The sequence below is a fragment of the Micromonospora yongxingensis genome (genome assembly GCF_052601155.1).
Genome location: NZ_JBQXEO010000001.1, coordinates 468003 through 494852 on the forward strand (window position 1 = coordinate 468003; position 26850 = coordinate 494852).

Here is a 26850-nt window from a genome sequence, read left to right on the forward strand (position 1 = left end):
ATCGCCGAGGATGGCGTGCCGACCGAGTCAGCGGTACGTGATCCGGACCAGGTTGTCGGGCTCGTAGACCTCCTCCACGACATCGACGTTGGCGTCCATCGCCCGGGCGTCCACGTCGGCCTGTCCCGTGCCGACGCTGGCGCCCGCGGCCACCCGGAAGCCCAGCGTGAGCCGGATCTCCCTCCCGGCGGCGAGCCCGTCAAGGTCACAGGTCACCGGCTGCTGCGTCGTCTCCGGGTCGTTACGGCAGGCCGCCCAGCCGTCGCCGTCCGCGCGCACCGCGGCCGGCAGGCCGAGTCGCAACCCCACGTGGGCGGCCGGACCGTTGCCTCCGTTGCGGATCGCGACGGTCACCGTGCCGGTCCGCGAGCCGTCCGGTGCGTCGGCCAACACCAGATCGCCGGCGGTGACGACGAGGTTGATGTCGTGCCGGTTCGGACCGAAGGTCGTCGGTCCGGTGACCTGGGCGAAGGCGTCCCCGTTCCAGCGGTAGCCGCGCCACTGACGCTGCGACCACTCGGCGGGCCAGCCGCCCCCGGGGGCGATGTCGCCGACCTCCACCCGCACGGTGCCGTCGCCGGCCACGTCGAGCGCGAACAGCCACTGCGGCTTGTCCTTGGTCGTCACCGCCACCCGACCCAGCGTCACCACCTTTCCCTTCCCGTCCCGGTCGAACGCGACCACCTGCATCGGCCCGCCGGTGCCGAGCACGCACTGCACCAGCGCCACCGTCTCCACCGCGCCGTCCCCGTCAACGTCGCCGTGGTCGAGCGCCAGGAGCCAGTTCACGCCCTCGCGGGCGTCCTCGGTGAGCCGTACGCCCGACGTCGGGCAGCCGCGTCCGGCCCGCCACGCGGGCAGGGTCACCGGCCCGCCCAGGAGTTGCGACCGGCTGATCCGGCCGTCGGGCACGGTCGAGGTCGGGCTGGCGCTGGTCGCGGCGGGGCTGGCGGTCGGGCTGGGTGTGGCGCTCGGCGTCGGCGGCACCGGCACGCTCGGCGTGGGCTCGACCGGGCCCGGCCGGAGCTCCGGGTCGTCCATCGCCGCGTACCCGACGGCCGACCCGGTGAACAGCGCGAGCACCGCGGTGGCGGTGGCCGCCATGCGGCCACGGCGGCGCCGTCGTGCCGCCCGCCGGACGGCGGCAGGTCCGGGCACCTCGACCTCGGCCAGCACGGTGCGGCGGTAACGGGCGAACTCCTCGGCGAGGCCGAGGGTCTCCTGCTCAGACATCCCGCACCTCCTCGTTGGTGTCGCGCAGGTGTGTCGCGAGGGCCGCCCGGCCCCGGTGCAGCCAGGACTTGACCGTCCCCTCGGCTACGCGTTCCTGGGCGGCGATCTCGGCGATCGACAGGTCGGCGAGGTAGTGCAGCACGACGGCCCGCCGCTGCTTCGGGGGCAACTGCGCCAGCGCGGCGTCGACGGCGACCCGGTCGGGGCTCGGCCCCGCGACGTGCGTCTCCCGCTGTCGCAGCAGCCACGCCTGGGCTGTCCGCAGCCGCCGCCAGCGGTTGTGGCCGAGGTTCCAGGCGACCCGGCGCACCCAGGCCAGCGGGTCGTCGTAGCGGGCCAGCCGGTCCCAGCGGGCGTACGCCCGGCAGAACGCCTCCTGGACCAGGTCCTGCGCCTGCCCCCGGTCGCCGGTGTACGCGGTCAGCTGCACCACCAGCCCGCGGAAGTGGGCGTGGTAGAAGTCGTCGAAGACCAGCTCGGCCGGCGGGGGGACCGTGGTTCCCGGCGGCTCCGGTGGAGGCCCGCCCACCCGTACGTCTCTCGTCACAAGCACTCGTCCTCCCCGTGGTGGCCGCGGGTGGTGTGTCCCGCCGGCACCCGTCACACCACCGGACGTGCCGGCCGGTTGCGCAGGACCGGTGGGGGCGCTGTGTCGGGTGCGGGACATCTGGACCGCGGGGCGGCGCGGACGATCGGTCGACCACCGTGCAGGGGCGGGCCCGGCCGCGGGTGCCGGCCGGGCCCAATCGGCGGGTCAGGAGATCACCCGCACCTCCAGGTGGCTGTTGCCGTAGGCCAGGTCCCTCCAGTGCCGGTCCTGGTCGTCGAAATGCACCACCCGGACACGGGGCTTGTCCAGTGCCGCCGGGTCGACCAGGAGGTGGAAGGTGTACGCCCGGCGCTCCCCGGACCGCAGGCCGGCGGTGCGGCAGTCGGTCCCCGACTCGTCGGCTTTCCGCCACGGTACGCAGATCGACGTGTCGCCGCTGTCCAGCGTGCCGATGAAGCCCAGTTCGGCGAAGCCGACGTACGCCACGTCCACCGGTCCGTTGTTCGTCACGGTCAGCGTCAGGGTGCCCGGACGCTTCCCGTCCGCGCCGACCGGCCCCAGCACGAGGTCGCCGCCGGCCAGCGCCAGATCGGTCAGCCGGGTGTCCTTGCCGAAGGACCTCGGCCCGTCGCTCTGGGCGAACCGGTCGTCGGTCCAGCGGTACGTCCGCCACTGCTTCTGCGCCCAGTAACTGGGCATCGAGCAGCAGGGCTGGATGTCCGCAACCTGCGCCCGCACCTCCCCGTCGTCCGTGACGGCGGCGTCCGTGATGTCGTCGAGCCCGTCCCCGGTGCGAACGACCCGAGCCATGGTCACGATCCGACCGCGCCCGTCGCGATCGAACGCGAGGAGTTGTTTCGCCGAGCCCTCGCCGGACCGGCAGGTGACCAGGGCAACCGTCTCGGTGGCGCCATCGCCGTCCAGGTCGGTGTAGCCCAGGTCCAGGTCCGCCAGCGTCGGCCTGGCCTCGGTGGGCGTCGGCGGCCGCAGCCGGACGTCCGACGTGGCGCAGCCTGTCGCGTACGAGGGCCAGGCCGGCAGGTCGACGCGGGCGGCCAGCAGCTGGGCGCGACTGATCCGGCCGTCCGGCGCGGCCGGGCTCGTCGACGTGGTCGTGCTGGGAGTGAGCGGTGCGGGCGACGTCGGTGGCGGAGCGCTCGTCGGCGCGGTGGTCGGTTCCCCGGTCGCCGCCGGCGCCGGAACCGACCGGTCGCCACGGAGTGCGGCGTTGGCGACGACCGGTGCGACCGCCAGGGCGACCGCCGTCACCGCCGCGGCAGCGACCATCGTCCGACGGCGCCGACGAAGGGTGCGGCGGGCCTCGTCAGGTCCCGGACCGGCGATCCGGGCGACCGTCTCGGCGCGGTACACGGCGAACCGGTCCCGAAGCCGCGGGTCGATGTCAGACATTGCCCACTCCCTCGATGTTCTCGTCGAGCAGCCCCGCCAGCGCCAGGCGGCCACGGTGCAGCCAGGACTTGACGGTGCCCTCGGCCACCCCCTCCTGACTGGCGATCTCGTTGACCGACAGGTCGGCGAGGTAGTGCAGGATCACGGCCCTTCTGTGGTTGGCGGGCAGCCGGGCCAGCGCGGCGTCGATCGCCACCCGGTCGGGCGTCGGACCGGCCATCGCGGCCTCCGTCCGCCGTTGCCGCAGCAGATGGTTGCGAGCGGTCCGCAGCCGCCGCCAACGGCTCCGGGCCAGGTTCCAGGCGACCTGGCGGACCCACGCGACCGGATCGTCGTACCGGGCCAGTCGGTCCCACCGGGCGAGGGCGCGGCAGAACGCCTCCTGCGCGAGGTCCTGGGCCTGCGACAGGTCGCCGGTGTAGGCGCCGAGCTGGGTGGTCACGTTCCGAAAGTGCGCGTGGTAGAAGTCGTCGAAGCTCATCTTCGCCGGGTGCTCCTCGTCCACCACGGCAGTCGCACCCGGCGGCTCGTCGGCGCGGGCTCTCGTCATCGCTGTCACTGCCCCTCCCCGTTCGCCGTCGGGGCCGTGCCCGAGGCGGTCGTAACACTCGCCATTCCGCCGGGGGGTTGCAGCCCCACCGCCGGGCCGGCACCGGTGCCGGTTGTGGCCGTCCTGTGGGGTGACTGCGACGTCGGGACCCGCGCCCCGACGGGCGTCGCCGGCCGGACCCCCGTGCCGGCCGGCGACGCGCGGCCGTGTCAGCCGTTGTCGGTGGCGCTCAGCGTGACCTGGAGGCTGTTGTCGGCCGGCGACGCTTCGGCCACCTCGTCGGCCCCGTACCGGGCGCTGACGGTGAGCCCGACGGTTCCGAGGTCACCGGTGGCGGTGCCGGCCGGCGCGCGGAACAGGACGGCGAAGGTGCGCTCCTCGCCGACGCCCATCCGTCCGCCCGGCACGTCGAACCACTCGCCGAAGCTCGGCGAGTCCTGCGGATCGGTGCCGGCGATCTCCATCCCGGCGGGCAGGACCGCCCGCACCGCCAGGTAGTCGTGGGGGGCGTCGCCGGCGTAGCGCACGGTCACCGGCAGCCGGCCCGCGTACGTCCCGTCGGCCTGCCTGGTCAGGGTCAGCGCGGCCGTGTCGGCGGTCAGCGAGGCGCTCGCCACGGTGTCCTGGACGTACGGCCGCGGGTGGTCCAGCGATCCGTCGGTGCCCCGGAACCGGGCGCTGAAGTTCTCGCCGTCGGCCACCTGCTGCGTGTGACCCGGCACGACCTCGACCCGGCCGCCCCCGGCGATCATCGCGTACGACCGGTGCGCGGTCAGTACCTCGAAGGTGACGCCCAGCCTGCGCCGCTCGCCCGGCTCCAGGTCCGGCCCGTCCACCCCGCAGACCATCACCCGCCGGTTCTCCACGAGGCCGCCGTTGAAGCAGGCACCGGTGGGCTGTAGCCCGTCGAAGGAACCGGCGACCGGCTCGGTGACCTGGATGCTGTAGTACTCGGCGGCTCGACTGCGGTTGGTGATGGTCACCGGCAGGGTGCCCCGGTAACCGCCGTCGGTCGGCTCCAGGACCAGCCGGCCGGCCGAGACCGAGGCCGGCGCGTGGGTGGACGCCAGCGCGGCGGTGGCCGGCATCGCGGTCAGTACGGCCAGCGCCGAGCCGAGCAGCACGCCTGCCCGCTGTCCGGTACGAGTGTTCATCCTGGTTCCTCCCGTGGGTCCCCGTTGGCGGCGGCCGTCGTCGGCGCGCCGTACCCCTGTAGAAGCTGTCAACCGCCCTCCGGGTTGCAGCCGCACGCTGTGGTTGACTGTCCAGTGGGTGACAGGAGGGAGGGGCCGTGCAGCTACCGGCAGTGCTCGGAGAGCCGATCCGGTTCGTGCTGAACTGGGGGCGCCGCTACTCGCTCTGGGTCTTCAACTTTGGTCTGGCGTGCTGCGCGATCGAGTTCATCGCCACGAGCATGGGCCGGCACGACTTCATCCGGCTCGGTGTCATCCCGTTCGCCCACGGCCCCCGGCAGGCCGACCTGATGGTGGTCTCCGGCACGGTGACCGACAAGATGGCCCCGGCGATCAAGCGGCTCTACGACCAGATGCCGGAGCCGAAGTACGTCATCTCGTTCGGCGCGTGCTCCAACTGCGGTGGCCCCTACTGGGATTCGTACTCGGTGACCAAGGGGGTCGACCAGCTCATCCCGGTCGACGTCTACGTGCCCGGCTGCCCGCCCCGGCCGGAGGCGCTGCTGCACGGCATCCTGCGCCTGCAGGAGAAGATCGCCGCCGAGCAGTCCGGCGTCGGCGGGGTGCCCCGCCCGGATCTGCTCGCCTCACCGCTGGACACCGCACCCCGCGAAGCCTCCGCCCCGCGCTCCGTCGACTCGCTCACCGCGCCCCCGGTACGCCCACCCGGCGTCGGCTGACCCGGCACGCGTTCCGTCCCGTCGGCCCTGACGGGCCATTCGGTCGTCTGACGCCCCGGGTGGTGGCGTCGGGCTAGCCTGCGCACCATGAGCAACTCCGTGGACCCGCGGTCCGCCCACATCCTCGACGTGCTCACCGAAGAGTTCGGCGCGTCGATGGCGATCGACCCGGCGGCCTTCCGCCGCAAGTTCCGCAAGATGGCGGCGTCGCCGTTCGCGTTCTACCGGGGCAGCGCCGCGCTCTTCTACGCCGACCAGCGCGGCGACTTCGCCGACGACCGGTTCCTGGACGAGCGGACCAGCCGGGTGTGGATCCACGGTGACCTGCACGCGGAGAACTTCGGCACCTACATGAACGCCTCCGGGCAGCTCGTGTTCAACGTCAACGACTTCGACGAGGCGTACGTCGGACCGTTCACCTGGGATCTGCGGAGGTTCGCGGCCAGCGTGGCGCTGCTCGGCTACGGCAAGGCGCTCTCCGACACGGTGATCGGCGACCTGGTGGCCGGCTTCGCCCGCTCGTACCTCACCGAGTTGCGGGCGATCGCCGCCGGCGGGGACGACGCGATCGGCTCGATCACCCTGGACAACGCCGACGGGGTGCTGCGCCGGGTGCTCCAGCAGGCCCGCCTCAACACCCGGGTCGACCTGCTCGCCACCCAGACGACGATCGACAACTACGAGCGGCGCTTCTCCGTGGGCGACGGGGTCTTCGAGATCGACGAAGCCACCCGGGACCAGGTCCTCGCCGCCTTCCAGGGTTACCTGACCACCCTGCCCACCACCTCGGCACGGCCGCGCCCGGTGGCCGCGCAGATCAAGGACGTGGTGCTGCGCAAGGGGGTGGGCATCGGCTCGGCCGGGCTGCCGTCGTACAACCTGCTGTTGGAGGGACACACCCAGGCCCTGGAGAACGACGTCGTCATCTACATGAAGCAGGCGCAGGTGCCGGCCGTGGCGCGGTACGTCACCGACGAGTCGGTCCGGGGCTACTTCCAGCACCAGGGCCACCGGACCGCCGAGTCGCAGCGGGCGTTGCAGGCGCACGCCGACCCGTGGCTGGGTTTCACCGAGCTGGACGGCGCCGGGCAGCTCGTCGCGGAGGTCTCCCCGTACGCCGCCGACCTGGACTGGTCGGACGTCAACGAGCCGGAGGAGCTGACCGGGGTGCTCGTCGACCTCGGCCGGGCGGTGGCCCGGATGCACTCGGTCGCCGACGACGAGTCCAGCCACGACCTGGTGGACTACTCCACGGAGGAGGCGATCGTCGCCGTGGTGGGCGCCGACGAGTCGGGCTTCGTCAGCCACCTGGTGGACTTCGCGCACGCGTACGGGGTGCGCGCCCGGCAGGACCACCAGCTCTTCGTGGACCTGTTCCGCAACGGCCGGCTGCCCGGCATCTGACCGGCCGACCACCGCTCAGGAGTCGAACTCCAGCACCACCTTGATGTCGCCCGGCCCAGCCGTGTACGCCTCCTCGTACCGCTCCACCGGCACCCGCCGGGTGAGCAGCGACTCGAGCCAGGACTGGTCGGCGCGGCTGAGCGCCTGCGCGGCCATGGTCCAGTGCCGCCGGTTGGCGTTCACCGAGCCGAACACCACGTTGTTCTCCAGCACCAGCGCCCGGTTGAGCGCACCGGCGTCGAAGTCGATGCTCCGGCCACCGCTGGACACCCCGGCCAGGCAGACGATCCCGGTCGGGGCCGCCTTGCACATCACGTCCAGGACCACCGTCGGCGCGCCGGTGCACTCGATCACCACGTCCGGCTCGAAGGGCAGGTCGTTGACCGGCACCGTGTGGTACGACGCGCCGAGCGCGGCCACCAGCTCCGGCTTCGGCCCGGACGTCGCACGATCGAGGACGTGGACGGCGAGCCCACGCTGGGCGGCGAGCAGCGCGGCCAGCAGCCCGATGGGCCCCGCCCCGGTCACCAGGACGGTCTGTGGCTGCCACTCGGCGCGGTGCCCGATCCGCTCGATGTGGTCCCACGCCTTCGCGACCACGCTGGTCGGCTCCAGCAGCATGCCGACCCTCGCCAGTGCCGGGTCGAGCCGGACGGCGAACTGGGGTTCGATCCGCCAGCGATCGCGGGCGAACCCCGGCAGTGACTTGATGCCGTGTTCGGTGAACTGCCCGTTGCGGCACATGTCCCACTCGCCGACCGCGCAGTTGGGGCAGGGCACGGGGTCGGGATGCCGGACGATCCCGGCCACCAGGTCACCGTGTTGGAAGGTGCCGCTCGGGTCTTCCAGCACCCGGCCCAACGACTCGTGCCCGATGATCAGGCGGGTCTCGCCGGGCGGCGCCTCGCCGTACTCCCCGGCGACGATCTCGTGGTCGGTGCCGCAGATCCCCACCGCCAGCGCCTGGACCAGGAGGGCGCCCTCCTCGGGCGCCGGCTCGGGCTGGTCCTCGACGAGGCTCAGCGAGTTGGCGACTCCAGGTTCCACAGTGACAGCGCGCACGCCCTCATCTTTCCCCGCCGACCGCCGTGCCGCCCCCAAAGCCGGCAGATCGTCGGGTGCCGGTGGTGGACCGACGCGGGCCGGGCCCGCGCGGGGGAGACGCCATAGGATCAGCGGCATGACTCCCGAAGAGGTCGGCGCTCGGCTGGTCGCGCTGCTCGCGCCGGTCGAGGCGACCCCGTCGGTCTCCGGCGGGCAGCGGTTCGCCCGGGCCACCGTCGACGTGCCGCCGGCGAGTTGGCCGGACGCGGTGCGCGCCGCCCGTGACGACACCGAGCTGGCCTGCGACTTCTTCGACTGGCTCTCCGCCGTCGACGAGCTGGCCGACGGCTTCGACGTGGTGGCGCACCTCTGGTCGACCCGGTTGCGGCACGGCGTGCTGCTGCGCACCCGGCTGCCCCGCGGCGCACCCACGGTGGCCTCGGTGGTCGACGTCTTCCCGGGTGCCGCCTGGCACGAGCGCGAGACGCACGAGATGTTCGGCATCGGCTTCGCCGGTCACGGGGAGCTGCGCCCGCTCCTGCTGCCGCCGGAGTTCGAGGGCCATCCGCTGCGCAAGGAGTTCGTGCTGGCCTCCCGGGTGGCCAAGCCCTGGCCGGGCGCGAAGGAACCGGGCGAGTCCGAGGCCGGCGGCGGCCGTCGACCGATCCGCCCGCCGGGCGTGCCCGCGCCGGGCGAGTGGGGGACGACGCCCACCCCGGCCGGCGCGGGTGGCGTGGGGGAGGGTCCGCGTGGCGGCACCCCGGCCCGGCCCGCCGGTGACCGACCCGCGCGGCCCGCTCCGGGTGCCCGTCCGGCGCGTACTCCCCGGCCTGCCGGCACCGTCGACGGCCCCGCGGTGCCCGACAAAGCCGCATCCGACGGCCCGACGGCGCCCGCCAAGGCCGCATCCGACGGCCCGGCGGCGCCCGACCAGCCGGCTTCCGGCCCGGCCGCCGATCCGCCGACGCGGGGCGGCCGCACCGACGACGACGGGGGTACGGCCTGATGCCGCTCTGGGTGGAGCTGGTGCTGCGGGTGGGCGGTGTGCTGGTCGCGTTTCTCACCCTGCCGCTGCTGGTCGGGCAGGCCGAGCACAAGGTGATGGCGCACATGCAGGGCCGGCTCGGCCCGATGTACGCGGGCGGCTTCCACGGCTGGGCGCAGCTCGTGGCGGACGGCGTCAAGTTCGTGCAGAAGGAGGACATCACCCCGCGTGAGGCGGACCGGGCGGTGTTCCGGTTGGCGCCGGCGGTGGCGCTGGTGCCCTACCTGCTGGTGCTGCTGGTCATCCCGCTCGGCCCGAACGACCTGGTCGGGCAACCGCTGGACATCGGCCTGTTCTTCGTGCTGGCCGTGGTCGGCGTCGGGGTGGTGGCGGTGCTCATGTCGGCCTGGGCGTCGGCCAACAAGTACAGCCTGCTCGGTGGGCTGCGCGGGGCCGCCCAGTTGCTCGGCTACGAGCTGCCGCTGGTGCTGGCCGCCGCTTCGGTGGCGATGGCGGCGGGCACGCTCAGCCTCTCGGGCATCGTCGAGGCCTGGCAGCCGTGGTGGCTGCTCTGGCAGGCGCCCGCAATGATCATCTTCTTCGTCGCCGGGCTGGCCGAGATCCGCCGGCCGCCGTTCGACATGCCGGTGGCCGACTCGGAGCTGGTCTTCGGGTACATGACCGAGTACACGGGCCTGCGCTTCGCGTTCTTCCTGCTCGCCGAGTACGTCGGCATCGTGGTGATCGCCGCGCTGACCACGGTGCTGTTCCTCGGCGGCTGGCAGGGACCGTTCGCCGACGACCAGCTGGGTTGGCTCTGGACCCTGCTCAAGGTCTTCGCCGTGGCCTTCGTGATCATCTGGCTCCGGGTGTCGTACCCCCGGCTGCGCGAGGACCAGCTCCAGCGGCTCTGCTGGCTGGTGCTGGTGCCAGCCTCCCTGGCGCAACTGGTCCTCACGGCAGCCGTGCGCATAGCCCTGTAACAGGCCGTGCCCCGCCCTGCCCCCACTCCCGCGCCGATCTTGCACCTTCTGCCCCCGCGAATGGGGTCAAGTGGGGCATATCCACGTCAGAAAGTGCAAGATCGGCGGGGTGAGGGGGCTCAGCGCAGCGGGGTGTGTGCGGGGTTTACGGGCTCGGCCGGGGGTGGGGGTGGCGTGCCGTCGCCGAACGGGCGGCCGCCCAGTGCTTCGCGGCCGTGCGGGGTGATCCAGTTGGACAGGTCGGGGCCGAGCGGGACGACCCCGGTCGGGTTGATGTCCCGGTGCACCTCGTAGTAGTGCCGCTTGATGTGGTCGAAGTCGATCGTGTCGCCGAACCCGGGCGTCTGGAACAGGTCCCGCGCGTACGCCCAGAGCACCGGCATCTCGCTCAGCTTCTGCCGGTTGCACTTGAAGTGGCCGTGGTAGACCGGGTCGAAGCGGACCAGCGTGGTGAAGAGCCGCACGTCGGCCTCGGTGATGGTGTCGCCGACCAGGTACCGCTGGTCGGTCAGCCGCTCGGTCAGCCAGTCCAGGCGGTCGAAGAGCTGGTGGTACGCCTTGTCGTACGCCTCCTGGCTGCCCGCGAACCCACACCGGTAGACGCCGTTGTTGACGTCCCGGAACACCACCGCGTTGACCTCGTCGATCTGCTCCCGCAGGTGCTCGGGGTAGAGCTGCGGCGCGCCCTCACGGTGGTACGCGCCCCACTGCGTGGACAGGTCGAGGCTCATCTGCGCGTAGTCGTTGGTGACCACCTGCCCGGTCGGCACGTCGACGATCGCCGGCACGGTGATGCCCCGCTCGTAGCCGGGGAACCGCTTGAAGTACGCCTCCTGGATGCGCTCGACGCCGAGCACCGGGTCCCGGCCGCCCGGGTCGAGGTCGAAGGTCCAGCTCCGGGCGTCGTGGGTCGGGCCGGCCACGGCCATCGAGATGGCGTCCTCCAGGCCGAGCAGCCGCCGCACGATGATCAGACGGTTGGCCCACGGGCAGGCCCGGCTGACCGCCAGCCGGTACCGGCCCGGCTCGACCGGGTATCCGTCCCGCCCGTCCTCGGTGATCCGGGTGGCGATGTACCGCTGGTCCCGGGTGAACTCGCCACCCGGCTCGACGTACTTGCCGCCTGTTTCCTCGCCCACGTCACCCCTCCGGTCCGGTCGCCGTCTCCTTCCCATCGTCGCGGATTCCGGTCCGCGCTGCGCGCCTGCGAGCAACCCGGGCGCCACGACCTTGCGACCCGGGCGCTGCGGCACCGGCCCGGTCGCCGTCGGGCCGGTGCCGGCTAACCTGCCGGGATGACGGATGTGGAGGCGGCGGCCCGACGCTTCATCGCCGACGTGTGGAACGCCCGCCGGGAGGAGTCGGCGTACGAGCTGGTCGCCGAGGAGTGCCCCGGCCTGGGCGGCACCGGGCCGGAGGCCACGCTGGCCTGGCACCGCGAGCGGCGGGCCGCCTTCCCGGACCTGCGCTACAAGGTCGTGGACGTGGTGGCCGCCGGCGAGCGGGTGGCCGTGCACTGGCGGGCGGCCGGAACCCAGGTTGGGCAGTTCGGGCCGGTGCCGCCGACCGGCCAGGTGGTCAGCTACTCCGGGGCGACGTTCCTGCGCTTCGACGGGGCGGGCCGGATCGTCGAGGTCTGGAGCTGCAACGAGCTGTTTCAGCTGCTGCAGCAGCTCGGCGTCGAGATGCTGCCCCCGGCGGCCGTCGGCGGGCCCGGGGCGTAGTCCGACGGGTGGTCCGTTCTCCCCGCGACCAGGGTGGCGTCGCGGACCCACGGGTGGTGGTCGCGCGCGTCGGGGCCACAGGGCAGGATGGTCGACATGAGCGACCCCAGCGAGCACGGCGGCCCGGCCGGCGGCGCCAGCGAGCGCGGCATGCCCGGCGCGGGCCTGGTGAAGGGGCTGGCGGTCACCCTCAAGACGATGACCAGCCGCTCGACCACCCAGCAGTACCCCGACGTCGCCCCCGAGCTGCCACCCCGCTCGCGCGGCGTGATCGCGCTGTCGGAGGAGAACTGCACGGTCTGCATGCTCTGCGCCCGCGAGTGTCCGGACTGGTGCATCTACATCGACTCGCACAAGGAGGAGGTGGCGGTGCCCGGTGCCGCCCGCCCCCGCCAACGCAACGTGCTCGACAAGTTCGACATCGACTTCTCGCTCTGCATGTACTGCGGCATCTGCATCGAGGTCTGCCCGTTCGACGCGCTCTACTGGTCGCCGGAGTTCGAGTACGCCGAGTACGACATCAAGGATCTGCTGCACGACAAGGACCACCTCGGCCAGTGGATGGCCACCGTCCCGCCGCCGCAGGCGCACGACCCGAACGGCGAGCCGGCCAAGGAGGAGACCGCGGCCGCGCGCAAGGCCGCGGCCGCACGACCCACCCCGCCGGTGGTACGCCCCGAGCCCGGCGCCGACCCGGGTCCGGCATCGTGACGGCGCGACGCGGGCCGGCCGCTGTGAGGGCGGCCCGGTGACCGGCGCGGATCTGCTGCTGATCGCCCTCGGCGCCGTGGCGGTCGGCTCGGGCGTGCTGGTGGTCACCACGAAACACCTGGTCCGGGCCGGCCTCTACCTGGTGGTCTGCCTGGGCGCGCTGGCCGGCGACTATCTGGTGCTCGGCGCCGAGCTGGTGGCCTGGGTGCAGGTCCTGATCTACGTGGGCGCGGTGGTGGTGCTGCTGCTGTTCGCGGTGATGCTGACCCGCGCGCCGATCGGCGCCTCCGACGACCTGGACCGCCCCGGCTGGCCGGCCGCGCTGATCGGTGGCGGCGCCGGGCTGGGGCTGACCGTCCTGCTGGTCGACGCGTACCGGTGGAGCACGGTGGCGCTGGCCGAGGCGGGCACCGCGGAACGGCTGGGGGAGCAGATCTTCCGGTCCTGGGTCCTGCCGTTCGAGGTGCTCTCCGTGCTGCTGCTGTCCGCCCTGGTGGGTGCGGTGGTGCTGTCCCGGCCCGACATCGGACGGCCCGCTCCGGCAGCGGACCGCACCGCGGCGCCGGGTGGGGTCGACGTGGAGACCGGGGGTCGCCGGTGAGGCCGGTCATCCCGTACGTCACCGCCGCGCTGCTGTTCGGCCTCGGCGTCTACGGCGTGCTGCGCCGTCGCAACGCCGTGCTGGTGCTGATGGCGGTCGAGTTGATGCTCAACGCGGTGAACCTGATCCTGGTCACCGCGGACACCACCGTGCGTTCCGTGCTGCCGCACTCCGGCCAGGTCTTCGCGCTCTTCGTCATCGTCCTCGCCGCCGCCGAGATCGGGGTCGGGCTGGCGATCGTTCTCCAGCTCTACCGGCTGCGCGCCAGCGTGGCGGTGGACGAGGTGCCGCTGACCGAGCCCGCCGGGTCACCGCAGCCAGCCGTCGCCGCCAGCGCCGGCCCGGACCGGGAGGGGGGCCGGTGACCGGACTGCTGGGGGCGCTGCTGCCCGCCGTACCGCTGGTTGCCGGGCTGCTCGGCCTGCTGCTGCCGCCGGCCCCACGCCATCCCACCACGGATGCGGAGGGCGGGGACCGGGCCCGGCGGGTGGCCGGCGCGCTCGGGGTGACCGGCGCGGCCGGCGCGCTGGCGCTGGCCGTCGCGCTGCTGGTCACGGTCGACCGGCCCCGGGAGACGTCGACCACCTGGGTCGACCTCGGTGGGTTGACGGTGACCCTCGGGGTCCGGCTGGACGGCGCCGCCGCGCTGGTCGCGGTGGCGGTCACCGCGGTGGCCCTGGCCGTGCAGGTCTACTCGATCGGCTACCTGCGGCGCGGCCCGCACGACGACCTCGACGTCGACCACCGCTACCCGCCGTACGCCGCGCAGATCAGCCTCTTCACCGCCGCGATGCTGCTGGTGGTGGTCGCCGGTGACCTGCTCATGCTGCTGGTCGGCTGGGAGGTGATGGGCCTCTGCTCGTACCTGCTCATCGCCCACGACCGCCGGCTGCCCGGCGCGCCGGCCGCCGCGATGAAGGCGTTCCTGGTGACCCGGGTCGGTGACGTCGGTTTCCTGCTCGGCATCGCGCTGCTCGGGGTGTCGACGGGCAGCTTCCGGATCGCCGACGTGCTCGCCCACGACCACTCCGGCGCGACACTGACCGCCGCCGGTCTGCTGCTGCTCGCCGGGGTGGCCGGCAAGAGCGCCCAGTTCCCGCTGCACACCTGGCTGCCCGACGCGATGGCCGGCCCGACGCCGATCTCCGCGCTGATCCATGCCGCGACGATGGTCGCCGCCGGCGTGTACGCGGTGACCCGCCTCTACCCGCTGTTCACGGCCGCGCCGGTGACACTGACCGTGCTCGGGGTGATCGGCTCGATCACCCTGCTGCTCGGCGCCCTCGCCGCCACCGCGCAGGACGACATCAAGCGGGTGCTGGCCTGGTCGACGGTCTCCCAGATCGGCTACATGACGGGTGCGCTGGCTGTCGGCTCGCCGTCGGCGGCACTGTTCCACCTGCTCACCCACGCCGCGTTCAAGGCTCTGCTGTTCCTCGCCGCCGGCGCGGTCATCCACGCCGTGGGCACCACCCTGATGTCGGAGATGGGCGGGCTGCGCCGCAGCATGCCGGTGACCTTCTGGTGCACGGTGGTGGGCCTGGGCGCGCTGGCCGGGGTGCCGCCGCTGGCCGGCTTCTGGAGCAAGGACGGCGTGCTCGCGGTGGCCGAGGCGGCCGCGCGGGAGGGAACGGGCCCGGCGCCGTCGTGGGTGGGCTGGTTGGTCTGGCTGGCCGGGCTCGCCGGTGTGGCCATCACCGCCTGGTACGCGGGTCGGCTGCTGCTGCGGGCCTTTTTCGGCGAACCCCGGCTGCCGCTGGTCCGACCGCACGACCCGCCGGCGCTGCTGCGCTGGCCGGTGCTGCTCCTGGCCGTGCCGGCGGCGCTGCTCGGCCTGGCCGGGTTCCTCGGGGCGTTCGCCGACCGGCTGCGGTTCGCCACCGTGCCGGTGGCAGGCGCGGAGGACGCCCTGGTCCACCTCGGTCCGGGGCTGCTGCTGCCGTTGGCGCTGCTGCTCGTCGGGGCGGGGCTGGTGCTGCTGGGTTGGCGTCGGGACCGGGCCGCCGACCCGGCGGCCGCGCTGGGTCCGCTGCGGCCGGTCTTCGCCCGCGCGTTCCGGCTCGACGACGTCCAGCACACCCTGGTCGTACGCCCCGTCCGGGCGCTCGCCCGGGTCGCGCGTACCGGCGACGAGGTGGTGGTGGACGGAGCGGTCGAGGGCAGCGGGCGGGCCGCGTCCGGTCTGGGTGCCGGGCTGGCCGCACTGCACCGGGCGGCGCTGCCCCGCGCCGCCGCCGGTGTGCTGGCGGGCGCGTTGCTGATCGGGCTGGCCGCCGCACTGATCGGAGGAACCCGATGAGTTTCGGGCAGGTGCTGCTGGTGGCCGTCCTGGCGGTGCCGGCGCTCGGTGCGGTCGCGGTGGCCGCGACGCCCCGGGACCGGGCGGCCCGGCTGGTCGGCACGGTCGCGGCGGCGCTGACCCTGGTGGCCGCGGTGCCGCTGGTGTTCGGTGACCGGAGCTGGTTCGCCTGGTCGGCCGGCTCGCCGGCCCTGCGCCCCTGGCACGAGCTGGACCTGCCCTGGGTGCCGGGCCTGGAGCTGCGCTTCCACCTGGGCGTCGACGGCATCTCGTGGCCGCTGGTGGTGCTGACCGCGCTGCTCACCCTGCTGTGCTGCGGCTATTCGCTGTGGCGGGTGCCGGAGGGCGGCAGCGGCCGCGCGCTGGTCGCGTTGCTGCTGGTGGTCGAGGTGGGCATCCTGGGCACGTTCCTCGCACTGGACCTGGTGCTGTTCTTCCTCTTCTTCGAGGTCGTCCTGCTGCCGATGTACGCGATCATCGCCGGCTGGGGTGGCGCCGACCGGCGTCGGGCGGCCCGCAAGTTCGCGCTCTACACCCTGTTCGGCTCGGTGCTGCTGCTGGTCGGCGTGTACGTCGTGGTCGCCGCCGCCGGTACCGCCGACGTGGTGGCGTTGACCGGTGGGGCCGGCCTGTCCCGGGGCACCCAACTCGCGGCGTTCACCCTGCTCGCGATCGCGTTCGCCGTGAAGAGCCCGCTCTGGCCGCTGCACTCCTGGCTGCCCGACGCGCACACCCAGGCCCCCACGGTCGGCAGTGTCGTGCTGGCCGGGGTGCTGCTCAAGATGGGCACGTACGGCCTGATCCGGGTGGCGGTGGGGGTGGCGCCGGACGGCGCCCGCTGGGCGGCGCCGGTGCTCGGCGTGCTGGCCGTCGCCGCCATCCTGGTCGGCTCGCTGGTCTGTCTCGCTCAGACCGAGGTCAAGCGGCTGATCGCGTACTCCAGCGTGGGGCACATGGGTTTCGTGCTGCTGGGCGTCGCCACGCTGACGACCACCGGCATCCAGGCGGCGCTGATCGGCAACGTCGCCCACGGGGTGATCACCGGCCTGCTGTTCTTCCTGGCGGGCGCGGTGAAGGACCGTACCGGCACGGGCAGCCTCGCCGAGCTGTCCGGGTTGCGGGAGACCGCACCCCGGCTGGCCGGGCTGCTCGCGTTCGCGGCGATCGCGTCGCTCGGCCTGCCGGGGTTGGCCGGCTTCTGGGGTGAGGCGTTCGCGGTGATCGCGGCCGTCCAGGTGGGTGGCCCGTTCTGGACCACCCTCGGGGTGCTGGCCGCCGTCGGCGGCGCGCTCACCGCCGCGTACTTCCTGCGGCTGCTGCGCCAGGTCACGCACGGCCGGCCGAGCACCGCGGTCGGACGGGTCGGCCCCGGCCTGGCCGGTGCGGAACTGACCGCGTGGGTGCCGCTGGTCCTGCTCGCGCTGGCCATCGGGTTGGCCCCGGCGCTCGTCCTCGGTGTCGCCGAAGGCCCGGTCGACGCCCTCGTGAAGGTGGTCTTCCCGTGAACGCCGTGCAGAGCGTGGACAGCGTGGCGCTGCTTCCGGCGTACCTGGCCGCCGGCACCGCCGTGCTCGTGCTGATCACGGACCTGCTGCTGGCGCGGCCGCGCGCCACGATCGTGGTGGCCGCGCTCGGTGCCCTCGGCACCGCGGTCGGCGCCGCCCTGGTGGGCGTAGGCGCGGAGCGGCGGACCTTCTGCGTCGGCGCCGACTGCTCCTGGATCTTCGGCGGTCGAGCGGCCCTGGTGGGCGCGGTGGTGGCGCTGCTCACGCTGGGCGTGCTCGGGCTGTCCGTGCCCGCGTTGCGGGTGGGGCGGTCGCCGGTGGGTGAGTACTGCTTCCTGCTCGCCTGCTCGATGACCGGCGGCGTGGTGCTCGGCGCGGCCGGCGACCTGATCACCCTGATCGTCGCCCTGGAGACGCTGACCCTGCCGCTGTACGTGCTGGTGGGCCTGCGCCGGGGGAGCCTGGCCAGCGCCGAGGCGGCGGTCACCTTCTTCGTGGTCAGCGTCGTGGCCACCACGCTGACCCTGCTCGGCGCCGCGCTGCTGTACGCGGTGACCGGCGGGCTGCACCTGGACCGGCTGGGCGCGGTGCTCGCCGAGCGACCGGAGCTGCGGGACCTGCCGCTGACCGTCGCGGCGGTGGCACTGGTGCTGGTCGGGCTGGCGTTCAAGGTGGCGGCGGTGCCGTTCCACGCGTGGGCGCCGGCCACCTACGACGGCGCCCCGTTGCCGGTGGCCGCGTACCTGTCGACGGCGTCGAAGCTGGGCGGGGTGGTGGCGCTGCTCGCCGTGGTGCAGCGGGCGCTGCCTGCCGACCAGACCGGTCCGGTGCTCGCCCTGCTGGCGGTGCTGACCATGACCGTCGGCAACCTGGTCGCCCTGCGCCAGCGGCGTACCGTCCGGCTGCTGGCCTGGTCCTCGGTCGCGCAGGCCGGTTACATCCTCGCCCCGCTGGGTGCCCTGGCGCTGGCCGCCGGTCGCACAGGTGAGGCCCGCGACGCCGCGTACGCCGCAGCGGTGGCGTACGCCGTCTTCTTCGTGGTCCTGGAGCTGGCCGCGTTCGCCGGGGTGACCGCGCTGCGCCCGGCGGGTGCGGACGGCGGCACGCTCGACGACCTGCGGGGGGCGGCCCGGCGGCACCCGTGGCGCGGTGCGGCGCTCGGACTCGCCCTGGTGGGCCTGGCGGGTCTGCCGCCCGGGCTGGCGGGGCTCTTCGCGAAGGTGACCGTGGTCCGGGCGTTGCTGGACGGCGGCGCCGCCTGGCTGGCGCTGGTGGTGGCGGTGAACGCGGTGATCGGCCTCGCGTACTACCTGCGGGTGACCGCCGCCCTCTGGGCACCGGCGGCGACGCCCACGCCGGCCCCGACGCTGTCGGGCGGCGCGGTGGCCGTACCCCTGGTGGGTGTGGTGGCCGTGGTGCTGGCGGTGGCCACGGTGGCCGCCGTGGTGCTCGGTGTCGCCCCGCAGTTGGTGCTCGACCTGGCCGGCCGCTGACCCGGCCGACCCGCACCGGCAGGTCTCAGTCAACTCTCAGCGTTGAGACGGATGGTTGGCGGGTACGGGGTTGTTACACCGGTCAGCGGATCCCGGCGATCCGTGCACCGAAGGAGTGATCGTGCACCACAACCGTCTCAAGACCGCCGCCCTGCTGGGCCTGCTCACCTCGCTGATCCTCGCGGTGGGCTACTGGTTCGGCGGCAGTGGCGGGCTGGTCATCGCCGTCCTCGTGTCGCTGGTCATGAACGGCATTTCCTACTTCTACTCCGACAAGCTCGCGCTGCGCTCGATGCGGGCGCAACCGGTCACCGAGGCTCAGTTCCCCGAGCTGTACCGGATGGTGCGGGAGTTGGCGGCTGAGGCTCAGAAGCCGATGCCACGGCTCTACGTGAGCCCGACCGCGCAGCCCAACGCGTTCGCGACGGGTCGTAACCCGGAGCACGCGGCCGTCTGCGTGACGCAGGGCATCACCGAGATCCTCGACTACCGCGAGCTGCGCGGTGTGATCGGGCACGAGCTGTCACACGTCTACAACCGGGACATCCTGATCTCCAGCGTGGCGGCCGGCCTGGCCAGCATCATCACCCTGCTGGCGAACCTCGCCTTCTTCATCCCGCTGGGTGGCGGGGACGACGAGGACCGGCCGAACCCGGCTGTGCTGCTGCTCACCCTGATCCTGGGCCCGATCGCGGCCAGCATCATCCAGTTGGCGATCAGCCGGAGCCGGGAGTTCCAGGCGGACGCCTCGGGTGCTGAGCTGAGCCGTGACCCGCTGGCTCTGGCCAGCGCACTGCGCAAGATCGACGCGGTGGCACGGCGACGCCCGCTGCCGGCCCAGGGCCAGCTCACCAGCACCGCGCACCTCATGATCGCCAACCCGTTCCGGGGTGGCGGCATGGCTGCGCTCTTCTCCACGCACCCGAAGATGGAGGACCGGGTCTCCCGGCTGGAGCAGATGGCCGCCAACGCGGGTCCGGTGAAGTTCCAGCGCTGACCCGCTGATATCCGCCTCCGCCCGTACCCGGTCGCATCCGGGTACGGGCGGAGCGCTGTGTCGGGAGATATCCGATACTGCCCAGCGACCCTGTGGCGTTAGGGTCAAAGAGGCTCACGCTCATTACATCCTCGGGAGGTTCACGGTGGCCGCACTGCGCCAGTATCTGGGTGTCTGGCGGATTCCCGGGGCGCCGATGCTGCTGGTCACCGGCATCATCGGGCGGCTCGGGATCGGCATGACGCCATTGGCGCTGCTGCTGGTGGTCGAGCAGGTCACCGGGCGGTACGCGCTCGCCGCCGTCGCGGGCGGCATCTACGCCGTCGCAGGTGCGGCGCTCAGCCCGGTGGCCGGGCGGATCGCCGACCGGGTCGGCCCGAGCCCGGTGCTGCTGGTCACCGCCGTGGCGCACCCGCTGGCGCTCATCGGGCTGCTGCTGGCCAGCCGTTCGGGTGACGACGCCCTTCCCGTCATCTACCTGGCCGCCGGCGTCGCCGGCGCCACCTACCCACCGCTCACCGCCGCCATCCGTGGCGCCTGGAACGACCTGACCGGCCCCGGGTCCAACCGGTACCACCTGCGCAACACTGCGCTGGCCGCGGAGACCTCGCTGTTCGAGATCGTCTTCGTGCTCGGCCCGCTGCTCGTCGCCGGCTTCGTGCTGTTCGCCGACGCTGCCGCCGCGTTGATCGGGGCGGCCGTGGTCACCCTGGCCGGCACCACCGCCGTGGCTCTCGGCCGGGTGATGCGCGACTGGCGCCCGCACCCGCGCGAACACCACGCCCGGGGGCTCGGCCCGCTGCGGGTCGGCGGCTTCCCGGCCCTGCTGGTCTGCGTGTCCAGCCTCGGCGTCGCGTTCGGCGCCGCCGGCGTGATCGTCCCGGCGTACGCCGGTGGCTACACCACCGACGACCCGGAGAGCCTGGCTGGGATCCTGCTGGCGGTCTGGGGGATCGGCAGCGCGGTCGGCGGCTTCTGGTTCGGTGTCCGCAGGCCGTCGCCGAACATGACCCGGCAGTTCGCCATGCTGCTCGCCGCGCTCGCCGGCACCTTCGCGGTGTTCGCGGTGATGCCCACGCCGCTGGCGCTGGGCATCGCGCTGGTCATCGGTGGGGCCACCATCGCGCCCGCGCTGACCCTGGAGAACACCCTCGTCGGGCGGATCGCGCCGGCCGGCATGCTGAACGAGGCGTACACCTGGGTGGTCACCATGTCGGTGGCGGCGAGCGCCGCCGGCGGCGCCGTGGCCGGCCTGATCGTGGACCACGCCGGCGGCGTGCCGTGGGCGTTCCTGTTCGCCGGGGCGTCGGTCGCCGTCGGGGCCGTGGTCGCCGCGCTGCCCTCCGGGCCCATCGCCCGCGCGGAAACCGCGTCGGTACGCACCGACGAACCCGTCACGGTCTGAGCCGTCCGCGCGCCGCAGCCCGGCTTGATCGACTCGACGTCCGTGATGTCGGGGTGTCCCGGTGACGAGCACGCCCCGACATCCATGAGTCCGAGTCGATCTCCGTCCAGGCCCGCCTGCCACCTACCCGCTGGGTGGGGCGGTCCTGGCCGCGTTACCCGACCTTGGCGACGATCTCCACGAGGTTGCCGTCCGGGTCGCGCAGCAGGGCGTTGCGGTTACCGTTGCCGGCGTCGTGTGGCGGTTGGATCGCAGGCACACCAGCGGCAACCAGCCTCTCGAAGGCCGCGTCGACGTCGTGTGTCCACACCACCAGCGCCATGGCTGGCCTGCCCGGCTCCGCCGTCACACCGTGGGCTCTCCTGGCCGCCTCGACCGTGCCGAGGCCGACGGTGAACCCGCCGAGCCGAAGCTCCACGTGCTCCGGGACCCCTTCGGTGGGAGTCCGGAACGTCTCCGTGAACCCCAGCAGGTCCCGGTAGAAGCGGATCCCCGCCTCGATGTCGGACGTGTAGAGATTGACGAGCGCCGTATCGAACATACGTACCACCATAGGAGGTCGCGGTGGCCCGCGCTGTCCGGCTGGACCGCGCTGGTCGAAGCGGGCGAGACCAGCGCCGGCTCAGCGGTAGTTGTTGAACTGGAGGGATACCGCCTGCCACCAGCCAGAACATCGCCATGATCGCCGTCAGGCCGTCGCCAGGCCGTCCGAGGGCGACCCGAGTACCTTGTCAACAGCGCGCCGCGTGCGGTCTTCGCTGGTCGGCATCAGGTGGGTGTAGGTGCGCAGGGTGAAGCCGGGATCGGAGTGGCCCAGGTACTCCGACAGCGCCTTGACGCTCTCCCCGGCGTCGAGCAGCACCGAGGCGTAGAAGTGCCGCAGCGCGTGCATTCCGGTGGCCCGCGAGGACTGGATCGCGGCAGCCGTCAGTGCTGGATGCCAGTAGTCCCGGTTGAACGTGTGCCGGTCCATGGCGACGTTTGTGCGCCCGTGGACGACCAGGTTGACGGTGACCGGAGGACCGCCGGGCACCTCCCACGGCAGCGTCACCGGCACCGGAGGGAATGCTTCCAGGTGACCGGTCAGGGCTGTCCCGACCGACGCGGGCAATGGGATGTCTCGCGTCTTGCGCCCCTTGGGCAGGGCGTAGACGAGCCGGCTACCCACGATCTTTAACTGGCGGACCACATGCAGGGTGCCCCGAAGGAAGTCGATGTCTTCCACGGCCAGGGCCAGAATCTCGCCCTGACGAAGTCCGCAGCCCGCGCCGAGATCGACGGCGACCCGGTAGCGCGCCGGCAGGCCGGTGCGGATGCCGAGCACCTGCTCCCGGGACCAGGGCACCACTTTGCGGGGCGGCACCTTCGGCGGCCGGACAGTCTTCGCATGGCATGGGTTGCGAGCGATCCGACCGTCGTCGACAGCCGCGTTGAGGATCGTGGCGACATTGCTGTAGGCGACGACGCGGTAGGTGGCCGCCAGGCCGCGTTGTTGTAGTGCGCGGTCCAGCTCGCGCAGGTGAGTCGGCAGGATCGCGGCGAGGGACCGGCTACCGAGGAATGGGAGGATGTGCCGACGTAGCCGCCGCTCCGTCGCCTCTCGGGTCGACTCGTCGAAGGTCTGCGCGGCCAACCACTGCTCGGCGTACTGGCGGAAGGTCAGCTTCCCGGCGGCCGGGTCAATGTAGGTGCCCCGCAACTTGTCCGATTCCACCGAAACCAGGAATGCCTCAGCCGCCCGTTTCTCCTTGTCAGGAAACGACTTGGACCGCTCCCGACCATCCGGCGCGATGTACCGAACCCGGTAACGAAGCCCCTTCCCATGAAGAGGGGTCTTGACCCGTTCCGACCTGCCCTCCGGGCGGACAACGACCTTGTACCAGCGATCTTCGACGTGAGCCAACGACCTTCCTCCCCTCAGGCTGCGGCTTGCTGCTCGAACCAGGCCCGGACGACGTCCGGGTCGTAGCGCAGATGCCGACCGACACGGCCGGCGGGCGGACCTATCCGGCGCTTGCGCCACGTGTAGAGGGTCTGGACCGGGACGCCGAGGTAGGTCGATACGTCTTCGACGGTCCAGAGCTTGAGCGGTTGTGCGGTGGTCATGTCGTCTCCCGTAGGCGAGGGTCAGGCGGCAGCCGGCACGGTGTCGGCCGGGGTGGTGCCGAGTTCGTGGGCGAGTTCTTCGCGGCCGGTGGTTCGTCGCTCGCGGGCGAGGGCGGCGGCGGTGTTGGCGAGGAGTGCGTCTCCGGTGGTGTGCCAGCCGACGCCGGCGAAGGTGAGAGTGCCGACGATCAGCGTCGTGTCGTCCTCGTCGAGGTGGTCGACGGCGCGGAAGGTGCCGGTCTGTTCGTCGGCCTGGTCCTGGTCCTCGTGGCGTCGGAAGGCGACGCGGGTGTCGCGCAGGAGTTGGAAGGTCACCGAGTAGCGGCGAGCTTTGGTGAGGAAGTGGCCGCCGAAGCCGAGCATGTGCGCCCACCGCCGCAGCCGGGCGTAGGGATTGGTGGCCTGCGGTCTACTGGTCGATTGGGTGTCAAGGGCGGCTTGACGCTGGGCGACGCAGACGGGGCAGGCGGCGTAGCGGGTGTGGGTGCCGCAGTCGGGGCACTCCCAGCGGTCCACGAAACCGGGCGTGGGCCGGTGATCCCGGGGCCGCTCGGAGAGCGGGACGGGTGTGCCGGTGGGTCGGCCGAGTCGCCAGCAGGCGTCGATGAGGCGGGCGGTGTGGTCGCCGTCGGGGTCGGCGTAGTCGCCGATGCTGTCGGCGTCGAGCCTGACGGAGCGGTGCCCGGTTACCTCGGTGCTCTTGGTGGCGTACTTGGCAAGGTAGCCGGCGACCATGCTGTCGGTGACCTCACCGTCTCCGGTGAGGCTGATGGGTCGGATGTCGAGCCCCTTGCCCGGGTCACCCCAGGCGATCGACCACCCGCCCGGCTGGTCGGGGTGGCTCGGGGTGGCGAAGTTGACCTGCTCGACCGCAGCCCGGATCGCGTCGTCCAGGTCAGCGACGGTGAAGCCGGCCGGTGGTGGGACGACGGAGGTGGGGTCGGTGGGGTGGACCCCGTCGAGGCGCACCAGGGCGTGGAAGTGCACCGCTCCGCGTGCCTGGAACTCGGCCACCTTCCCGTGCGACAGCCGAACCGGCGGAACCTTGCGGATGTTGCCGGAGGCGGTGACGACGTGGACGCGGGGGATACCTCGGCGGCGGGCGAGTTTGGCGAGCCATCGTTCCGCGGCTTGTTTGGTGCGGTGCCACAGTTCGCCGGAGAACAGGTTCCACACGACTTGGTGGGTGTGGTCGTAGCAGTCCAGGCACAACGGCTGCCCAAGCACCTGGTCCCCGGACTCATGCCGCGCCCAGCAGACAGCCGGTCGGCCGTGCTCGCAGAGGCCAGCGTCGCGGCGAGCGTGGCACGGCTCAGCGCGGCAGTCACAGCGCTTCCGGTTGCCGCAGGTGTGCCGCTTGACCGCCCGGAGGTGCACAGTGCCGAACGAGGGAGCGGTGAGGGTGGCGAACACGGCCGGGTGCTGGGCGACCGTTTCCGGGACGCCTTTGCCGCCGATGAGGCCGGCGCGCAGGAGCTGGTAGGCGTCGCGTTGGTAGGTGTGGGCGCAGGAGGGGCAGACGGTGGCGCGGCGGTTGCCGCAGGCGGTGTAGATGGCGGCGTCGGGCATGGCGTCGGTGTGCCGGGCGTCGAGGACCCGCCCGGTGCTCTGCTCGACGGTGAGGAGTTGGCCGGCGAGGCGGATGGGGCGGGTGCAGCCGGCGGCGGCGCGGACGTGTTCCAGCCACCCGAAGTAGTCGGGTTGGGTGGCGCGGGTGAACGCGGAGCCTTCGGCGGTGTAGTCGTGGACGGGGATGGTGTCGGCGTTCGAGCCCACACCCCGGGCCGGGAAGGTCCGGGGTGTGAGGTCCAGCGTCGAGGCCATCAGCCGCGTACCTCGGTGAGGGTGCGGGTGGTGATGGTGCGTTCGGTGACGATGACCCGGCAGGCAACGCACTGGCGCTTGGCCGGTTCGTGCCGATGGCACGGGATCAGGGCGGTGGTGTCACCGCAGCGGATGGCGACCGGCGCCCGGCAGGGACCACCGGGGATGACGTCGACCAGGGTCCGGCGAATGTCGAACGGATGCGCGTCGGGGTAGGCGGGGCAGGTGTGGGTGACCTGCTCGATGTCGACCAGGTAGATGCTCATCGGACACCACCACCGATGGTGGTGAGGAGCTTCCCGGCGACGGCCGGGGTGACGTCGAGCCGGTCGGCCAGCTCGGCGGGGGTGATGGGTGCTCCGGTGGCCTGTTCGTGCTGCACGGCAGCGAAGCGGGCAGTGGGCAGCAGGTGGGCAGGGACGTCGACCGGCTCCGAGGCCGACACGGCGACGGGTTCCGGCTCGGGGGCCGGGGTGATGGCTGCCGGTGGTGCCGGCTCGGTGGTGACCTGCTCGGCCACCTGCACGCGGATCGGCTGCGCCGGCTCAGAGGGAGCCGTCATGGACTGCGCAGCAGGCGCGGGGGCGAAGACCAGTTTGACCAGGGCCATGAACGCCAGCGCGGGAACCGCCGAGAGGAGCCATCCGGACGGGCCGGGTTTGGCGACGGCGAGTTGCGCGGCGAGGGAGAGGCCGGCGGCGGCGATGAGCAGGACCATCGGGTAGCCGATGGGAGCGCCGGTGCGGCGGCGTCGGCGGATGGTCAGTAGGGCGGCGATGGGGACGAGTTCGGAGATGACGGCGTTGGCCCAGCCGAACCATCCGGGGGTGTTGGCGGGGCTGTTGGCCATGGTCCAGTCGTGGACGTGGGTGAAGGAGGCGGCACCGGCGGAGCCGCCGACGACGATGAGGATGAGGACCAGGACCAGGCCCTCCAGACGAGTGCCGGCGCTGGCCGGAGTGGTGGTCATCAGTGGCCTCCGTGGCAGTCGAGGCAGCAGCCGTAGCGGCGGGGGATGTAGTAGGGCTTGACCTGCTCGCAGACACCGCAGGTCCGGCGAGCACGGAGCGCTTTAGCGATGGCCTCCCGCTGCGCGGGCGTGGCGACCCGTTTGGGTGCGGCGAGGTCGAGGCGGTAGAGATAGGCGACCCGGCGGTTGGTGCGGTGTCGCCAAAGGATCTGGGCGACCGGGTCATGCCCTCCGGGGCGCAGGCCGGCGGCGCGTAGTTGCCGTCGGGTGGCCAGGCCGTCAGGGGCGGCTTGGTAGGGGAAGGTGGGGAACCCGTAGCGGGTGCCGTCCGGGTCGTAGAACTCGACCCGGATGCCGGTGCGGTCGGCGAGCTGGTCCAGGTCGACGCTGCGCAGGCCGGTCATCACTGGCCTCCCCAGCGCTGCTGGGCGGCTTGGCGGGAGATGCCGAGGCGTTGACCGATCTCGGCCCAGGAGTAGCCGAAGGCCCGCAGGCCGATCACGGCTTCACCGATCGCGTCGTCGATGACCGACGAGAGGGCGACCAGGTCGCGCAGGGCTTCGACGTCGCCGGTGGCGACGCGGCGGCCGTGGGCGCGGATGATGCGTCGGGCGAAGCCGGCGAACTGGTCGTTCTCGACGACGTCCCGGCGCTTCTGCCGGGGGATGGATGGCGTCAAGGACGCCTTGACGGTGCTCATGCGTTCTCACCTCCGGTGGTGCGGAGGGAGTCCCACTCGTCGGCAGCCGCCTGGAGGGCGGTGATGACGTCCTCGGCGGTGCGGGCGGGGTCGTCGTTCCAGGAGTAGGGGGAGGTGTGCTCGTCGAGGAGGTAGTCGTCCTCGTCGATGTAGAAGAGCGGGGCGGTGGTGTCGAGGTAGTCGACGAACACGCCCAGGGCTGCGAGGTAGTCGGCGAGGGCGTCGGGGTCGAGCTGGGAGAAGTGCTCGACGCGGTGTCCGGCGCAGGCGATGCCGATGGCCCCGGCGACGCAGGCCGGCGGGGTGAGGGTGTCGGGGTTCTTGGCGTAGTAGGTGCCCTGGTGCCAGCCGTGCCGGCGCAGGTACAGGGCAGCCATCCGCAGCAGGTCAGCGGGTGTGACCTGAACGGTGGTGGGTGGGTTTTGGGTAGCCTTCATGGCAACCACGTCCTTTCGGGGGCTGTTGGTTGGTGGTCGGCAGGAC

28 protein-coding genes and 1 pseudogene are annotated in these 26850 nt (G+C 72.7%); 13 read left to right on the forward strand and 16 right to left on the reverse strand.

From position 1 onward, the window contains the following. Nucleotides 1-27: 27 nt before the first annotated feature. From ACTWLT_RS02200 to ACTWLT_RS02220, 5 genes are all read right to left on the reverse strand, one after another. A complete protein-coding gene (locus tag ACTWLT_RS02200; protein WP_445316919.1) occupies nt 28-1233 on the reverse strand; it encodes a hypothetical protein in 1206 nt (401 codons plus the stop codon). Further along, nucleotides 1226-1786, reverse strand: coding sequence for a SigE family RNA polymerase sigma factor (locus tag ACTWLT_RS02205; RefSeq protein WP_374559282.1), 561 nt, complete (start codon nt 1784-1786; stop codon nt 1226-1228). Before ACTWLT_RS02205 ends, ACTWLT_RS02200 begins: the two co-directional genes overlap by 8 nt. 201 nt (nt 1787-1987) lie before the next feature. Further along, entirely contained in the window at nt 1988-3193 is a 1206-nt protein-coding gene (locus tag ACTWLT_RS02210) for a hypothetical protein (RefSeq protein ID WP_445316920.1), read from the reverse strand. Then, on the reverse strand, nt 3186-3752 hold the full coding sequence (locus tag ACTWLT_RS02215) for a SigE family RNA polymerase sigma factor (protein ID WP_445316921.1): 567 nt from the start codon (nt 3750-3752) through the stop codon (nt 3186-3188). Before ACTWLT_RS02215 ends, ACTWLT_RS02210 begins: the two co-directional genes overlap by 8 nt. Before the next feature lie 200 nt (nt 3753-3952). Further along, nucleotides 3953-4897: a hypothetical protein gene (locus tag ACTWLT_RS02220; protein ID WP_445316922.1), complete on the reverse strand. Its 945-nt coding sequence runs from the start codon at nt 4895-4897 to the stop codon at nt 3953-3955. 137 nt (nt 4898-5034) lie between these two features. Between ACTWLT_RS02220 and ACTWLT_RS02225 the strand changes: the two genes are divergently transcribed. Further along, on the forward strand, nt 5035-5616 hold the full coding sequence (locus ACTWLT_RS02225; protein ID WP_252418831.1) for an NADH-quinone oxidoreductase subunit B: 582 nt from the start codon (nt 5035-5037) through the stop codon (nt 5614-5616). 87 nt (nt 5617-5703) lie between these two features. Continuing rightward, the gene (locus ACTWLT_RS02230; RefSeq protein ID WP_445316923.1) at nt 5704-7020 is read left to right on the forward strand and encodes a DUF2252 domain-containing protein; all 1317 of its coding nucleotides are present in this window, start codon (nt 5704-5706) and stop codon (nt 7018-7020) included. A gap of 15 nt (nt 7021-7035) precedes the next feature. On the opposite strand, the gene ACTWLT_RS02235 is transcribed toward ACTWLT_RS02230, so the two are convergent. After that, on the reverse strand, nt 7036-8082 hold the full coding sequence (locus ACTWLT_RS02235; protein ID WP_445316924.1) for a glucose 1-dehydrogenase: 1047 nt from the start codon (nt 8080-8082) through the stop codon (nt 7036-7038). Between the two features lie 118 nt (nt 8083-8200). Between ACTWLT_RS02235 and ACTWLT_RS02240 the strand changes: the two are divergent. After that, nucleotides 8201-8797, forward strand: a pseudogene (locus ACTWLT_RS02240) (NADH-quinone oxidoreductase subunit C); the annotation flags it as partial. A 272-nt stretch (nt 8798-9069) separates the two neighbouring features. Further along, nucleotides 9070-10032 carry a complex I subunit 1/NuoH family protein gene (locus ACTWLT_RS02245; protein WP_210917475.1) on the forward strand — a complete coding sequence of 321 codons (963 nt, stop codon included), beginning with the start codon at nt 9070-9072 and terminating at the stop codon, nt 10030-10032. A gap of 119 nt (nt 10033-10151) precedes the next feature. Here the strand turns inward: ACTWLT_RS02245 and ACTWLT_RS02250 are convergent, their stop codons facing one another. After that, nucleotides 10152-11207, reverse strand: coding sequence for a glutathione S-transferase family protein (locus ACTWLT_RS02250; protein ID WP_445316925.1), 1056 nt, complete (start codon nt 11205-11207; stop codon nt 10152-10154). Nucleotides 11208-11327: 120 nt separating this feature from the next. Here ACTWLT_RS02250 and ACTWLT_RS02255 point away from each other — a divergent pair, with 120 nt between their 5' ends. The 9 genes from ACTWLT_RS02255 to ACTWLT_RS02295 all read left to right on the forward strand — a co-directional run bounded on the left by ACTWLT_RS02255 (nt 11328) and on the right by ACTWLT_RS02295 (nt 20767). Then, nucleotides 11328-11756: an ester cyclase gene (locus ACTWLT_RS02255; RefSeq protein WP_445316926.1), complete on the forward strand. Its 429-nt coding sequence runs from the start codon at nt 11328-11330 to the stop codon at nt 11754-11756. Between the two features lie 87 nt (nt 11757-11843). Continuing rightward, nucleotides 11844-12467 (forward strand): NuoI/complex I 23 kDa subunit family protein, encoded by a 624-nt coding sequence (locus ACTWLT_RS02260; RefSeq protein ID WP_445316927.1) that lies wholly within the window; start codon nt 11844-11846, stop codon nt 12465-12467. A 37-nt stretch (nt 12468-12504) separates the two neighbouring features. Then, nucleotides 12505-13068: an NADH-quinone oxidoreductase subunit J family protein gene (locus ACTWLT_RS02265; RefSeq protein WP_252418838.1), complete on the forward strand. Its 564-nt coding sequence runs from the start codon at nt 12505-12507 to the stop codon at nt 13066-13068. Beyond that, entirely contained in the window at nt 13065-13433 is a 369-nt protein-coding gene (gene nuoK / locus ACTWLT_RS02270) for an NADH-quinone oxidoreductase subunit NuoK (protein WP_445316928.1), read from the forward strand. Before ACTWLT_RS02265 ends, nuoK begins: the two co-directional genes overlap by 4 nt. After that, a complete protein-coding gene (locus ACTWLT_RS02275; RefSeq protein WP_445316929.1) occupies nt 13430-15367 on the forward strand; it encodes an NADH-quinone oxidoreductase subunit 5 family protein in 1938 nt (645 codons plus the stop codon). Before nuoK ends, ACTWLT_RS02275 begins: the two co-directional genes overlap by 4 nt. Further along, nucleotides 15364-16872, forward strand: coding sequence for a complex I subunit 4 family protein (locus ACTWLT_RS02280; RefSeq protein WP_445316930.1), 1509 nt, complete (start codon nt 15364-15366; stop codon nt 16870-16872). The genes ACTWLT_RS02275 and ACTWLT_RS02280 overlap by 4 nt, the downstream gene beginning before the upstream one ends. Next, the gene (locus tag ACTWLT_RS02285; RefSeq protein ID WP_445316931.1) at nt 16869-18365 is read left to right on the forward strand and encodes an NADH-quinone oxidoreductase subunit N; all 1497 of its coding nucleotides are present in this window, start codon (nt 16869-16871) and stop codon (nt 18363-18365) included. Before ACTWLT_RS02280 ends, ACTWLT_RS02285 begins: the two co-directional genes overlap by 4 nt. A 121-nt stretch (nt 18366-18486) precedes the next feature. Then, nucleotides 18487-19362 (forward strand): zinc metalloprotease HtpX, encoded by an 876-nt coding sequence (gene htpX / locus ACTWLT_RS02290; protein ID WP_445316932.1) that lies wholly within the window; start codon nt 18487-18489, stop codon nt 19360-19362. 145 nt (nt 19363-19507) lie between these two features. Next, on the forward strand, nt 19508-20767 hold the full coding sequence (locus ACTWLT_RS02295; RefSeq protein WP_445316933.1) for an MFS transporter: 1260 nt from the start codon (nt 19508-19510) through the stop codon (nt 20765-20767). Between the two features lie 154 nt (nt 20768-20921). On the opposite strand, the gene ACTWLT_RS02300 is transcribed toward ACTWLT_RS02295, so the two are convergent. The 9 genes from ACTWLT_RS02300 to ACTWLT_RS02340 form a co-directional block, all read right to left on the reverse strand. Next, a complete protein-coding gene (locus tag ACTWLT_RS02300) occupies nt 20922-21308 on the reverse strand; it encodes a VOC family protein (RefSeq protein WP_445316934.1) in 387 nt (128 codons plus the stop codon). A gap of 147 nt (nt 21309-21455) precedes the next feature. Then, the gene (locus tag ACTWLT_RS02305) at nt 21456-22670 is read right to left on the reverse strand and encodes a tyrosine-type recombinase/integrase (protein ID WP_445316935.1); all 1215 of its coding nucleotides are present in this window, start codon (nt 22668-22670) and stop codon (nt 21456-21458) included. Nucleotides 22671-22684: 14 nt separating this feature from the next. Beyond that, a complete protein-coding gene (locus ACTWLT_RS02310) occupies nt 22685-22873 on the reverse strand; it encodes a helix-turn-helix domain-containing protein (RefSeq protein ID WP_445316936.1) in 189 nt (62 codons plus the stop codon). A 21-nt stretch (nt 22874-22894) separates the two neighbouring features. Continuing rightward, nucleotides 22895-24697: a replication initiator gene (locus ACTWLT_RS02315; RefSeq protein WP_445316937.1), complete on the reverse strand. Its 1803-nt coding sequence runs from the start codon at nt 24695-24697 to the stop codon at nt 22895-22897. Next, nucleotides 24697-24963, reverse strand: coding sequence for a hypothetical protein (locus ACTWLT_RS02320; protein ID WP_445316938.1), 267 nt, complete (start codon nt 24961-24963; stop codon nt 24697-24699). The genes ACTWLT_RS02315 and ACTWLT_RS02320 overlap by 1 nt, the downstream gene beginning before the upstream one ends. Beyond that, nucleotides 24960-25667 (reverse strand): hypothetical protein, encoded by a 708-nt coding sequence (locus tag ACTWLT_RS02325; protein WP_445316939.1) that lies wholly within the window; start codon nt 25665-25667, stop codon nt 24960-24962. The genes ACTWLT_RS02320 and ACTWLT_RS02325 overlap by 4 nt, the downstream gene beginning before the upstream one ends. Further along, nucleotides 25667-26071 carry an RRQRL motif-containing zinc-binding protein gene (locus ACTWLT_RS02330; protein WP_445316940.1) on the reverse strand — a complete coding sequence of 135 codons (405 nt, stop codon included), beginning with the start codon at nt 26069-26071 and terminating at the stop codon, nt 25667-25669. The genes ACTWLT_RS02325 and ACTWLT_RS02330 overlap by 1 nt, the downstream gene beginning before the upstream one ends. Further along, a complete protein-coding gene (locus ACTWLT_RS02335) occupies nt 26071-26367 on the reverse strand; it encodes a hypothetical protein (RefSeq protein ID WP_445316941.1) in 297 nt (98 codons plus the stop codon). The genes ACTWLT_RS02330 and ACTWLT_RS02335 overlap by 1 nt, the downstream gene beginning before the upstream one ends. Continuing rightward, entirely contained in the window at nt 26364-26804 is a 441-nt protein-coding gene (locus tag ACTWLT_RS02340) for a DUF6197 family protein (protein ID WP_445316942.1), read from the reverse strand. Before ACTWLT_RS02340 ends, ACTWLT_RS02335 begins: the two co-directional genes overlap by 4 nt. Nucleotides 26805-26850 lie beyond the last annotated feature (46 nt).